The 13,599-nt window shown below is 41.2% G+C and carries 10 protein-coding genes; 8 read left to right on the top strand and 2 right to left on the bottom strand.

Translation table 11 applies throughout. From position 1 onward, the window contains the following. Window positions 1-181 precede the first annotated feature (181 nt). A complete protein-coding gene (locus tag L1264_RS20510; protein WP_036973848.1) occupies window positions 182-1,396 on the bottom strand; it encodes a M24 family metallopeptidase in 1,215 nt (404 codons plus the stop codon). 42 nt (window positions 1,397-1,438) lie between these two features. Further along, complete coding sequence (locus L1264_RS20505; protein WP_036973849.1) at window positions 1,439-2,686, bottom strand: NAD(P)/FAD-dependent oxidoreductase; 1,248 nt, start codon at window positions 2,684-2,686, stop codon at window positions 1,439-1,441. Window positions 2,687-2,953: 267 nt separating this feature from the next. Here L1264_RS20505 and L1264_RS20500 point away from each other — a divergent pair, with 267 nt between their 5' ends. From L1264_RS20500 to L1264_RS20465, 8 genes are all read left to right on the top strand, one after another. Further along, complete coding sequence (locus tag L1264_RS20500) at window positions 2,954-3,169, top strand: hypothetical protein (protein ID WP_036973850.1); 216 nt, start codon at window positions 2,954-2,956, stop codon at window positions 3,167-3,169. A 3-nt stretch (window positions 3,170-3,172) separates the two neighbouring features. After that, on the top strand, window positions 3,173-4,174 hold the full coding sequence (locus tag L1264_RS20495; protein WP_010557844.1) for a 4-hydroxyproline epimerase: 1,002 nt from the start codon (window positions 3,173-3,175) through the stop codon (window positions 4,172-4,174). 13 nt (window positions 4,175-4,187) lie between these two features. Beyond that, window positions 4,188-5,684 carry an aldehyde dehydrogenase (NADP(+)) gene (locus tag L1264_RS20490; protein WP_235404515.1) on the top strand — a complete coding sequence of 499 codons (1,497 nt, stop codon included), beginning with the start codon at window positions 4,188-4,190 and terminating at the stop codon, window positions 5,682-5,684. Between the two features lie 120 nt (window positions 5,685-5,804). After that, entirely contained in the window at window positions 5,805-6,476 is a 672-nt protein-coding gene (locus L1264_RS20485; RefSeq protein WP_055022350.1) for a GntR family transcriptional regulator, read from the top strand. A 314-nt stretch (window positions 6,477-6,790) separates the two neighbouring features. Then, entirely contained in the window at window positions 6,791-9,784 is a 2,994-nt protein-coding gene (locus L1264_RS20480; RefSeq protein WP_235404513.1) for a TonB-dependent receptor, read from the top strand. 164 nt (window positions 9,785-9,948) lie between these two features. Next, window positions 9,949-10,995, top strand: coding sequence for a proline racemase family protein (locus L1264_RS20475; RefSeq protein WP_235404511.1), 1,047 nt, complete (start codon window positions 9,949-9,951; stop codon window positions 10,993-10,995). After that, a complete protein-coding gene (locus L1264_RS20470; protein ID WP_036973855.1) occupies window positions 10,992-12,077 on the top strand; it encodes a M24 family metallopeptidase in 1,086 nt (361 codons plus the stop codon). Before L1264_RS20475 ends, L1264_RS20470 begins: the two co-directional genes overlap by 4 nt. 1 nt (window position 12,078) lies before the next feature. Further along, on the top strand, window positions 12,079-13,026 hold the full coding sequence (locus L1264_RS20465; RefSeq protein ID WP_119853813.1) for an ornithine cyclodeaminase family protein: 948 nt from the start codon (window positions 12,079-12,081) through the stop codon (window positions 13,024-13,026). The last annotated feature ends 573 nt before the right edge of the window (window positions 13,027-13,599 follow it).

The raw sequence follows: 13,599 nt of genomic DNA, 5'->3' as shown, positions 1-13,599 counted from the left end.
AAATCAAAACACACCGCCAAGTGAAAGAGCCGTAAAAACTTCACGCGCTTTAAGTCAGAAAAAAGACTAGTTACCTCTTGCTTGACTCGCCCTTGAAAGGGTGAGATTGCGCAAGCCTAATGTTCAAGTACTAATTAGCTGCACGGTAAGTATTCGCCGTGCAGCAATGAGTATATTTATCTTATAACCCAAATGGGTTTTCGAGGCTATGAGCGGGTTCAGTGAACCACTTTGGACCATTTTCAGTAATATAAAAGTGATCCTCTAAACGCACACCAAATTCACCAGGTACAACTAGCATTGGCTCATTACTAAAGCACATACCTGCGGCTAGAGGTGTTTTATCGCCGCCGACTAGGTAAGGCCATTCATGGATGTCTAAGCCTATACCATGACCGGTACGGTGTGGGCAGCCAGGTGTTTGATACTCAGGGCCAAGGCCTTGCTCTGCTAAGTAAGAGCGGGCAGCGTTGTCGACACTCTCACAACTTTGACCTGTTTGAGCTGCATCAAAAGCGGCCATTTGTGCGGCTTTTTCATAATTCCAAAATTGGCGTTGGCGGTCTGTAGCTTCACCAAATACGTAAGTGCGAGTTATATCTGATAAGTAGTCGTGTACTTTACAGCCAGTATCAATTAAAACCATATCTCCTTTTTTAAGAATTTGTGGCTCTTTGACACCATGAGGAAATGATGTCGCGAGGCCAAACAAAACGATGCAAAAGTAGTTACCAGGCGCGCCAACTTTTTTGTGCGCTTGTTTAATAAATTCTTCTACCTCAGTTGTGCTTATACCCTCATATAGCATGCTGGCTGTGGCCTGATGAACTTTTAAGGTCATATCCATCGCACGCTGTATTAGCATTAGTTCATTGGCTGACTTATGCATGCGGCAATGAGCTGTAACAGGCTGTGCATTAACGAGGTTTAAGCCTGTTTGCGCTTTATTTATGCCATCGAAAATGAAAAACTGCGCGCTTTCGTCAATCCCTACAGTGCCGTTCTCAGCAATGCCCATTTCGGTGAGCACTTTGACAAATAATGCATAAGGACTTTCGTGTTCAAGCCAGCCGCGAATTGGGCCTTCTATAACTTTAAAGCCATTGAGAGAGCCAATTTCAAAATCAGGGGCTATATATTGTACTTCGCCCTTCGCGGGTAAAATAGCACCGACCATGCGCTCACTTGCGTACCAGCGCATACCCGTAAAGTAAGTAAGGTTAGTCCCTGCATTTAAGTAAATTGCATCAATATTATTGGCTTGCATATACTCTTGAGCACGGGCAATACGGGCTAGATGCTCATCAGCTTGAATGGGAATTAAATCGCGAGTCATATTGGAAAGACTAGCAAGTGCTTGTTCTTTCGTTTGAGTACCAATACCTTTGGTCATCATTAGGTTCTCCTATGTATTTGTTTAATTATAATTTTTAAAGAATTAGCGCATAAACCGGTTTATAGAATATGGCTCTAAATTTATGGAGGGGGCTTTATTGAGACACAAATCTGTAATTAACTCGGAAGTTATGGCTCCTTGTGTCAACCCTAAATGCTGATGACCAAAGGCAAAGTACAGGTTATTGTGATTGGGGGCTTGGCCTATTATAGGTAATGAGTCAGGCAATGATGGCCTACAGCCCATCCATGTAGTCTTGGCACTAAGAGGCTGGCTAGCTAATAACGCTTGTGCATGGGGCAGTAAAGCTAATGCACGTTTATTATTAGCCTTTCTATTTATACCCGCAAACTCCACTGTGCCTGCCACTCTTAACCCTTGACTCATCGGGGTCATGATAAGACTCCGTTCAGCGGAAGCTACGGGCCGTGTTAGGCCATGGTTAATATTAACCATACAGTGGTAACCACGCTCGGTATCTAAAGGTGCTGTGTATCCAAGCGGCTCGATGAGAGAGGCACTCCAAGCACCCGCTGCGATCACGACTTTATCGAAATTGAGACTATCTTGTTCATCACTCACCATAAAACCTTCACTTTTAGGCGTGATAGCAACTACTTTCTGTTGACGAAATTGCCCTTTTAATAAACTGAACTTTTGCGCTAATTGGATACAAAATAAATGTGGTTCAATACTATGAGCAACGTCTTCAAATAATAAAGCGTGTTTTATTTTGTCGGATAAACTGGGCTCTAGAGCATGTACTTGCTTTGTATCAAGTAGCTTTACTTTAATTCCTTGCGCTTGATACATAGCCAAGGTGCGCTGCACATCAACCAATGGGGTTTTTTCAAAGGTAAGTAAACTCCCTTGTTTAGTAAGCAGGTGGCCCAGTTGATAGTTTGCTAATAATCTTTCATAAGCATGAATTGCATGTTCATTTAAGGCTTTGAGAGCGTGTGTATGTGCAATAAATCTGGCAGTAGGCATATTTTTAATAAACTGCCAAAACCAAGGGAGAGCTTTTATTGCATAGCGCCAATCAATGCGCAATGGTCCTAATGGGTTAAAAAGCATAGCAGGTAATTTTTTTAATAATGCTACCTGCGCTAGAGGAAATACCTGTTCGGTGGCAAAGTGCCCAGCATTACCTTTTGAACAGCCTTGCGCTAGGCCATTTTCATCGTATAGCGTCACTGCAAAGCCAGCTTGTTGTAACTGTAAAGCTGTGCAAATACCAATTACACCGGCACCGATCACGGCGACTCTTTGAGTTCTTGTATTGGTCAAAATTACCTTCCCCTGATGATAAAAGTAAAACGCTATACGTTTTTTAAAAAATAAATCGATATTGTATTTACTGACAAGTAGTAAGAAAAAGCTCTACAAGCTCTTTCTAACTCATTTTTAGTTATAAATTTCAATTAGTTATGTGTAATTAGTTATTTGTAATCTTTTAAGGGTGTGTACCTATAAATTTAATATTAAAATAGGATATTGATTATTGTATACAATATACTTATCATATCAAGCATAAATTCAGTTCGGAATAGGCAAATGAAAACCAATTGGCATGGTGTAAACCCAGCAATAGCCGCTCAGTTTAATAGTGATGAGTTAGTTAACTCTACATGGCAACTAGTTGGCAGCGCTATAGTAAAAGCTATAGCAGATTTTAAACTACTGGTTGTAAATGAAAAAACTTCTTCATCAACGCTTAACGATACTGCGAAAGCGTATTGTGTTGATGTAAATAAACCTAAATTGGATTAAGTGATGCGCAAAGGAACATTTTTTTGTATAGATGGCCATACTTGCGGTAACCCTGTGCGGCTTATAACAAGTGGCCACCCCCTGTTACAGGGAAATACCATGAGCGAAAAGCGCCAGGACTTTTTAGCTAACCATGACTGGATCCGTCAAGCGCTCATGTTTGAGCCCAGAGGTCACGATATGATGTCGGGCGGTTTTTTATACCCACCTACTAGCGAAGATGGTGATGCAGCCATTTTATTTGTAGAAACTTCCGGCTGCTTACCTATGTGTGGTCACGGTACAATGGGTATTGTTACCTTCGCCTTAGAGCATGGTTTGCTACATGCTAAAACCCCCGGTACTTTAAAACTGGATACGCCAGCAGGACGAGTTCAGGTCAATTATGAAATGACTGGTGGTAAAGTGCAGTGGGTTAAAATTTACAATGTGCCTGCTTATTTAGCGCATCAGTCTATATGTATCAATATTCCAGAGTTGGGCGAATTAAAGGTTGATATCGCCTTTGGTGGTAACTTTTATATTATTGTTGAACCACAGGGCAACTTTAAAGGTATTGAACATTTTAGTGCAGGGCAATTACTCAAATACAGCCCATTAGTGCGTGATGCTATTAATACCAAAATACAATGTATCCATCCGCTCGACTCTACCGTTCAAGGTGCTAGCCATGTGTTATGGACTGGCTCACCCAAAAATTCCAACTCAGATGCGGCTAATGCGGTTTTTTATGGAGATAAAGCCATTGACCGCTCACCATGCGGAACAGGCACTAGCGCCCGCATGGCTCAGTTGTTTAGTAAAGGCTTATTGCAGCAAGGCGATGCATTTATTCATGAAAGTTATATTGGCAGCCAGTTTATTGGCTGTATAGAGCAGGTGTCTGAAGTGGCAGGTCAAACTGCTATTTTACCTAGCATTCGTGGCTGGTCTCGGGTAACCGGAACGAGCACCATTACAGTAGATGACGACGACCCATATGCCTATGGGTTTCAAGTAATTTAACGAGGAGAAAAGCATGACATTAACAGGACAAAGCCTAATTGCCGGACAATGGCAAGGTCGCGCTGAGCAAGGTGAATTTCAAGCCTTTTCACCGGCTAAAAATCAACCATTATCGACACGCTACTTTAATGTAACGAGTACTCAGTTAAATACGGCAGTTGATGCTGCTGATAATGCTTTTATCGAGTACAGAAAAACGAGTTTTAGTCAGCGTGCAGATTTTTTAGAGTGTATTGCAGAGCAAATTTTAGCACTTGGCGATGATTTACTAACGCAAACAGCGCAAGAAACCAATTTACCTATGGCACGCTTACAAGGTGAGCGAATGCGCACGGTTAATCAGTTAAAAGCATTTGCCAGTGCACTGCGTGAAAACCCAGATTCACCACTAGGTTTAAAGCTGATTGATGAAGCTGATAGTAATCGCTCGCCACTACCTAAACCTCGTACAGAGCTTAATTACTTACCGCTTGGGCCTGTAGCTGTATTTGGTGCGTCTAATTTTCCGTATGCATTTTCAACACTCGGGGGGGATACCGCCGCCGCACTTGCAGCAGGCTGCCCAGTGGTTGTTAAAAATCATACTGCGCATCCAGGCACAGGGGAGCTAATGGCTCGTGCAGCGCTTGCTGCGATTAAAGAATGTGATATGCCGCTAGGTGTATTTTCAGTGCTGCAAAGTGATGTTTACGATATTTCGCATCAATTAGTCGCGGCGCCAGCTATTAAAGCTGTTGGTTTTACGGGGTCATTTAATGTCGCACGTTTACTACAAGAAACAATTGCCAAGCGTTCAGAGCCTATTCCGTTTTATGGCGAGCTCGGCAGTATAAATCCACAAATAGTTTTACCAAAAAAAGCTCAAAATGAAGGTAAAGCTATGGCTGAAGCGCTATGCCAATCAATGCTAATGGGTAATGGCCAATTTTGTACCAGTCCTGGCTTATGGCTGGTACCAACGGGCTGTGATGAATTAGAAGCCGAGGTAGCCAACTGCATTAGTGCAGCCGCCTCAGATACTTTATTAACCCCAGGTATTGTGAAGACCTTTAAAAAGCAAGTTAGCCAGCGCAGTGAGCTCGAAAACGTAGAGCTTATTGCAAAAGGCGCACTTACAGAAGACTTTCATGGTAATGCCCATGTATTTGCCTGTAATGTTGATACCTATTTAGCAACCCCTGCATTACGTGAAGAAGTATTTGGCCCAGCCGCTTTATTGGTTCGCTATGAAAGCATGGAGCAGTTAAGTTTACTAGTAGCAGCGCTTGAAGGGCAGCTTACGGCAAGTGTGCATGACAGCGCTGATGATTTAGCTAAAGCTGAACACGTTATAGAAGAGCTGAAATACAAAGTAGGGCGTTTAATACACAATCAAATGCCAACCGGCGTAGAAGTATGTGGCTCAATGAACCATGGTGGACCATTTCCAAGCTCCACAGATGTACGTAGCACTTCCGTTGGGTTAAATGCAATGTTGAGATTTTTGCGACCAATTTGCTATCAGTCTTAGTTAATTGTAGCGGGAGTGGAAATTGCATTTCCCGCTATCTCTTTATTGTGAAGGATTCTAACTTGGCATGCGTGTTTTTATAGGTATAATGTATATCAAATGCAATTTATAGAAATTACTATGGCCATAGAACATAAAACTCGAACTCAGCTTGTAGCAGAAGCTATTCGTGAAAAAATTCTTTCAGGTGAAATAAAAGCGGGTGATCCGCTACGCCAAGCTGCATTAGCCACAGAGCTAAACGTGAGTCGAATTCCGGTGCGTGAAGCTTTGCTACAACTTGAAGCCGAAGGGCTGGTTTACTTTGAAGCTCATAAAGGAGCCACTGCCACACAGCTTTCGGCGTCGCAAATTGACGAAATTTTTGACCTCAGAGCACTTCTTGAAGCCGAGCTATTAAAACATTCAATACAAAGCTTAACTGATCAAGACTTTATTGAAGCCGAGCTTATTTTAACTGAGCTTGAAAGAGCCATGGATGCCGGCGATACCCACCTTGCCACTGGCGATTTAAACAGCCAGTTTCATGCTAAATTATACAGCCGCGCCGCGCGACCACAAACCCGTGAGTTGGTTGATATGTACAGCAAAAACTCAGAGCGCTATGTACGTATGCATATTTTATTGGCAGGCGGTTTAACAAAAGCTCCTGAAGAGCACCGTACTTTACTCGAGTTATGCAGAAAAAAAGACTGTCAAAATGCCTGTGAATTTCTAAAAAATCATATTGTTAAAGCTAAAAACGATATAAAACAATTACTGATAAAATTAGAAAGTGAAAAAAGTAATTAAAAAATATACCTAGCAACTAGTACCGGCTATTAAACCCTAATTTATAACTTTAGGCATCGCTTTAGCTTTCCAGCAGCAATAATACAGAAGTGATGCCTTCCCCCCCCTTTTTATTATTCCCATTAGCACCATAAATAGATCCTTTCTGTTGGGTCGAAAGTTCATAAGAATTTTTCATTAATAAGATCAGTTGCTTAAAGATGAATACGAATTAGGTGTATATTTAATATTGTATACAATATGTAATAGGTGTATATTTTTTGTCGTCTAAGTTAAATAGGCAATATAACCAACAGGAACAAGGGAACATTCACATGTTTACAAATAATAAAAAGCAAACTCGGGGAATAGGCATTAAATCGCTGTTAGCAACGGCTGTGACGGCTGCATTAATAATGACTCCTACAGTAAAAGCAGTTGATGGTAGCAGCATTGTTAAAGGTCATGTAGTGGCACAAGCTGGCAACGATTTAACAGGGGCTACAATAACTTTAAAACATAAAAGTAAAGGCTTAGTGTATACCATTACCAGTAATAATGATGGTGACTATTTACTGCGCAATGTGCCAGTGGGCACTTATGATGTAACCATTAGTAAAGAAGGTTTTGAGCCATTAGTTGAAGAAAATGTAGCCGTAACTATTGGCCAATCAATTATTCTAGACGCGCAATTATACAAAGCAGGTAGCGATATTGAGCGTATTGCCGTTACGGGATCCGCCATTCGCCGTGTTGATATGGCCTCGTCTACTTCAGGTCTAACATTCAGTGATGCTGAATTAAAAGCAATGCCAGTTAATACAGGCTTTGAAAGTATTGCTTTGTTAGCTCCAGGCACAGCGGCACCGGGCGGCGCAAGTTTTAATGGTGCTTCAAGCTTTGGTGGTTCATCAGCAGCTGAAAATGGTTATTACTTTAATGGCTTAAACGTAACCAGTATTCGTTCAGGTTTAGGCTCAATTCGCTTGCCATGGGAAGCTATTTCACAAACGCAAGTGAAAACGGGTGGTGTTAGTCCTGAATTTGGTGGAGCACTTGGCGGTATTGTTAATGCGGTGTCTAAGTCTGGTGATAATGACTTTAACTTCGGTGCAGAAGTACGCTGGGATCCTGATAGTTTACGTAGCCAGCACGACTCTATTTATCAAGAAAATGGCACTATTAGTACAAATACACAGCAAAGCAGTTACGATTTTAAAGAACTTCAGCTCTGGGCCAGTGGTGCAATTATCGAAGATACATTGTTCTTTTATGGTTTGTTTGCACCACGCCGTGAAGAGTCTACTGGCGCTGGCCAAACGACTTATTCAGATTTTGAGCGCGATGAAGACCGCTGGTTTACAAAAGTAGATTGGTTTATAAATGAAGATCACTCAGTGGGTTTTTCAGCAATGAACAATAAGCGCACTTGGACCGATAAAACCTTTGCTTACAGCTGGCAAGAGAATGTGATTGGTGAGCAACAAGGTGTGGATGCACCAGGGGAAGATGGCGGTAAAGTATATAGCTTAAATTATAATGGCTACCTAACTGATACTTTTTCTGTTTCAGCAGTTGTTGGCCGAGTGACTGAAAACGTTGAAAATGTAGTCGCATCTCCAAATCCTGGAGTTTGGGATGAACGTGATGGCTTTGTCACTTTGAGTCAACATACAAACTCGTCTGTGACTGAACAAGAGTTTACGCGCGACCAAGCAAGGATTGATTTCAATTGGGATCTAGATATGCATTCAATCCAGTTTGGTATTGATTACACTAATGTAAAAGTTGATTACTTTGAAGGTCAAAACGGTATTGGTGATGCTGAGGGATGGTGGACAGTTAAAACTGCCGGTGAAAATGATATATCAGGTGCACCTTTGGGGAGTGACTTTATAGAAAGACGAGTTCGAAGTCGAGAAGTCGATTCAGATACAACTTCACTCGCTTTTTATATTAATGATTCATGGCAAGCAACCGATAGTTTAGTGCTTAACATGGGGCTACGCTATAGCCAGTTTGAAAACACGGTATCAGATGGTCGTGCCTTCGTTGATATTGACAATCAAATAGCACCGCGTTTGCAAGCTATTTATGATGTGTCGGGTGATGGCAGTGCTAAGATCTTTGCTACATATGGACGTTATTTCCAACCCGTATCTGCGAACATGAATATCACCCAAGGATCTGCTTCGATTGAATGGTTTGAGTACTTTGAGTTAGATGAACTAGACGCAAACGGTGCACCAAGTTTAATGGCTGATGGCTCGCCAAGCAGAGGAGATATGCTGCGAGATAGGCGTTGGCGCCAGCGTGGTATTACTGAACCAGGGTTGATTGCTTCATCTGCATTAAAACCAATGTACAGTGATGAATTTACTATCGGCTATCAGCAAGAAGTATTCGATACTATGTCAGCAGGTGTACGCGCTATTTATCGTGATCTTGGACGCAGTGTTGAAGACACTGATGTCGGCCCGGTATTAGCTAAAAAGCTGGCAGAAATGGGCATTACCGATAACGTGGGTCAAGGCTCTTATTATGTGCTTAATAACCCAGGTGAAGCTATTCAAATGTCATATGATTTTGACGGTGATGGGCAGATTGATGAGGTTAATTTAAGTGCTGATGAACTTGCTTTACCAGAGGCGAAGCGAAAGTACTTAGCACTTGAGTTTACCTTAGACGGCAATGTGACGGATGATTTACGTATTAATACCTCATATACCTGGTCACATAGTTATGGTAACACCGAAGGGCTTGTGAAAACGGATAACGACCAAGCTGATCCAGGCTGGACAACCTCTTATGACTATGGCGATTTGATGGATCACGGCTACGGTAACTTACCTAACGACCACCGCCATGCATTTAAATTCAGTGGTGCATACAACATCACAGAAGCTCTGACCATTGGTCTTGTTGCCCGTACTACATCAGGCCGTCCTAAAAGTTACTTTTCAGTTCATCCAGCGGGCGTAGATAGCTGTGCAGAGGGGAATCCTTGGGATGCGTGTATTAGCCAATACTATGATCAAGCATCACATTACGATGAAAATGGTAATCCAGCTCCTCGTGGTAGCAAAGGAAACCTACCTTGGTTAACGAATGTCGATATGTCATTGACTTATAACACGGACTTTTTTGGTACCGATATGACTTTAAAAGGCACCGTCTATAACTTATTTGATGGTGATAGTGCTATGTCAATCAATGAAGAGCGTGCGCAGTACGGTGATAATGGCTTAGAACTGAATCCAGACTATGGACTCGTGACAGGGCGTCAAGGCGCGCGTTATGTGTCTTTAGTTGCACGTATAGAGTTTTAACTCCCTAGTGAAACAGCTGTTTGAAAACAGCGGACTAAGCTATTTATCTTAGGGTAATTTAGTTTGTTGTTTTGATGTTTAAGCACATGCTCATTTGAGCCATACAGCCTTAATGCTGAGCAGGAAACTGCTTGGCATTTTTCGTATAAATTTTAAGGTTAACTATGACGAACAGTTTATTTTCTCATTGGCAACAGCCTAAAGATGGTTGGCTGCAAGTGGATACTCTTGATATGCATACCGGCGGTGAACCTTTACGCATAATCATTGATGGGTTTGCTGAACTACAAGGGCAAACCATGATTGAAAAGCGAGCTGATTGCCTAACAAGATTCGATCACCTACGTAAAGCACTGATGTTTGAACCCCGAGGTCATGCTGATATGTACGGCGCGTTGATCACAAAACCTGAACGTAAAGATAGCCATTTTGGCGTACTGTTTTTACATAATGAAGGCTATAGCACAATGTGTGGTCACGCTATCATTGCGCTTGCCACAGCAGCTAAAGATAGCAGTATTTGCAACTTTATTGAAGGCGTTAATGAGTTACGTATAGATACACCTGCAGGGCTTATCAAGGCGTATATTACTCTTCGAAATACCCAACTAATAAGTGTTTGTTTTGATAATGTTGCAAGTTATGCAGAAAAACTTGATATGCCAATAGAGATACCTCTGTTTGGTACCGTCAATTGCGATATTGCTTATGGCGGCGCTTATTATGCTTTTGTAGATGCTGATACTTTGGATGTAAGTTTGGCGCCCAACGATCATGAACAAATTATTAGCTTAGGAAAAATCATTAAGCAGCATGTTAATAGCCACTACCAACCAAAACACCCGACCGATGATGCATTAAGCTTTTTATATGGGGTGATTTTCTATTCAAATTCACAAAAAAGTCATTCTGTATTTAGTCGTCATGTCTGCATTTTTGCTGAGGGCGAATTAGATCGCAGCCCTACTGGTACCGGCGTGAGTGCCAGAGCTGCATTAGAGTTTGCAAAAGGCAGGCTTAAATTAGGACAGCAAATAAAAATAGAGAGTATTTTAGGCTCTATATTTTCAGTTGAGCTAAAAGCGCAACGCATGTTAGCTGATACCCATGCAGTAATACCTAGAGTGAGCGGTGAAGCCTTTGTCACTGGCAAACATACTTTTTTAATTGATCCAAATGATCCCCTAAAGCAAGGATTTATATTTCGATGAAAAATCAATTTACCTCTCGCCAACAATTACTAAAGCAGGCATTAAAAAAAAATGGGTTAACAGCACTACTCGTATTAGGCCATGAAAATATTCGTTACTTAAGTGGCTTTAGCGGTAATGCTGCTTACGCGTTAATAACTGCGGAGGAAAGTGTACTAATAACCGATTATCGCTATTTTGGCCGAGCTCAAGAAGAGTCTATTGGCTTTGAGGTTGTCAGCCGTGATCGTGATAGTGAAACATTAGGTCAGTGCATAAATCGTTTTTTAACGACTAATAGTCAATTAGGTTTTGATGCCGCTTTTATTGATGTTGCACTTTGGCAGCAAGTGGCAAGTGAGTTAACTAGTCATACAGTTACACAAGTTACCGGTATGGTTGAACGTTTACGCATGGTTAAAAATGATTGGGAAGTCGAGCAAATAAAAGCGGCTGCGGCCATTGCTGACGAAGCGCTTAGACAAACATTACCCTATTTTAAAGAAGGTGTAACAGAGCGAGACCTAGCGCTGGAACTTGAATTCAGAATGCAAAAACTAGGCTCTGAAGGAATGTCGTTTGCCACTATTTTAATGTTTGGAGAGCGTTGTGCACTGCCTCATGGCAGCCCGAGTGAACGTACTCTATCTAAAGGTGATTTTATTACTCTTGATTTTGGCGCAGTGGTCAATGGTTACCGCTCTGATATGACTCGCAGTTATGTACTTGGTAAAGCTTCAAAGAAACAATCAGCAATCTATCAAAGCGTAAGTAATGCTCAGCAAGCAGCGATCAACCTACTCAAAGCAGGTGTTGACTGTCTAGACTTACAAAACATCTCACAGCAAGTACTCGATGACTCTGGTTTTGGTAAATGGGCAGGGCAAGGGTTGGGCCATGGAGTTGGCTTGTTTTTACATGAGTTGCCCTTTATTAATAAAAATTGCCGCCATGTATTAGAGGCAGGTAATGTGATCACGATTGAACCTGGTATTTACATTCCGAATTTTGGTGGTGTGCGAATAGAAGACGATATTTTAATAACTCAAAATGGTTATGAAGTATTAACCCACGCCCCTAAGCTGTTCGAATTGGAGGGGTAGGATGAAAGTAATAGATCAAACGCAAATTGATGCTGTCCTAGATTTTGACTCGCTTCGCATTGCTTTACAAAAAGGATTTGCTCAGCAGTTTACTATGCCCAAGCGTCATGTGTATGAGTTAGATAAAACAGACACAAACCATGACGCATTTGCCGTATTACCAGCATGGAATGAACAGGTTATTGGAGTAAAGGCATTTACCTACTTTCCAAGTAATACTGATAGTGAGTATGCGTCACTTTATTCAAAAATAATGCTGTTCTCTCGTGCTCATGGTGAACCTCTTGCTCTAGTTGATGGTACACGTGTAACACTTTGGCGCACAGCTGTAGTATCTGCTTTGGCAAGCTACTATTTATCGCGAAAAGATAGCCAGCATTTAGTGTTTTTTGGCAGCGGCAATTTAGCTGAGTATATGGTTCGAGCACACTTGAGTGTGCGCGATTTTAAATGTGTAACGTTAATTGGGCGTAATCAAGATAAAGTTGCTGTTTTACACAATAGCTTACAGCGTGCATTTACTGATATTGAGTTTGTTATCGGACAAAGTTGTGAAAAAGTTATTAAAAGTGCCGATGTGATCAGCTGCGCAACAGGTTCACCAACGCCATTATTTAAAGGTGGTTGGTTAAAGCCTGGTACGCATGTTGATTTGATTGGTAATCATCGCTGCGACTCGCGCGAATGTGACAGTGTTACTATCGCACAAAGTAAGGTATATGTAGATAGCAAGGAGAATGTTCTTGCTGAAGCTGGTGAATTGTTGATTCCTATTTCTGAGGGAGTTTTTGATGAAGCTAATATATCCGGCGAGCTTGCGGATCTAGCTAAAAAAAATAACTATGAGAGAAAATGTGAATCCGATATAACAGTATTTAAGTCTGTTGGCACAGCGTTAAGTGATCTTATAACTGCCCATTATATTTATAAGTCATTAAAAAATGAGTAGCTTATTACTTTTATTATTAGGGCTTTGTTTCGTTATGTTGAGCTTACTAACATTTATAAGATGGCTCAGGATTCGTTATGATAAGCAACATTGGCGAGTTTGTAAAATTGTAAACATTAACAATGTAATTGATAATAACGTGCGCAATTTAGAGCTTTTGCACTACAAGAGGATGTTAGTCAGCTATAAATTCAAAGGTAATTTTTATAGTGTTTTTGTTGCTTTTGATCAGCAGCTTATAGCCCAGTTTAAAAATGGGATTGATTGTACAATTTTAATTGACTCTAACAATCCTAATGTCACTTATCTTAATAGTAATTGCTGGGTGAAATACTGTGGAGTTTGGCTTTTTTCGGGCATTATTTTTATAGCTTCAAGTTTTTTAACTTCTAATTAAATTGTAATGTCTAAGTTAGGTGGTTGGTTGAGTGTATAATTGTAGATGTCAACGGCCTTGTTGATCAAATGCAGCTCTCTAACAAATTCACTTAACTTACTGATATTTAGGCAGACCAAGGGTGTTGATCTTATTTAGCGCCTTCACTTTGATCATCGCTTCAACCAGTTGGCGAT

Source organism: Pseudoalteromonas sp. APAL1 (genome assembly GCF_021532475.1).
Lineage (GTDB): Bacteria > Pseudomonadota > Gammaproteobacteria > Enterobacterales > Alteromonadaceae > Pseudoalteromonas > Pseudoalteromonas lipolytica_C.
This window is presented reverse-complemented; position numbering and strand designations above follow the sequence as displayed.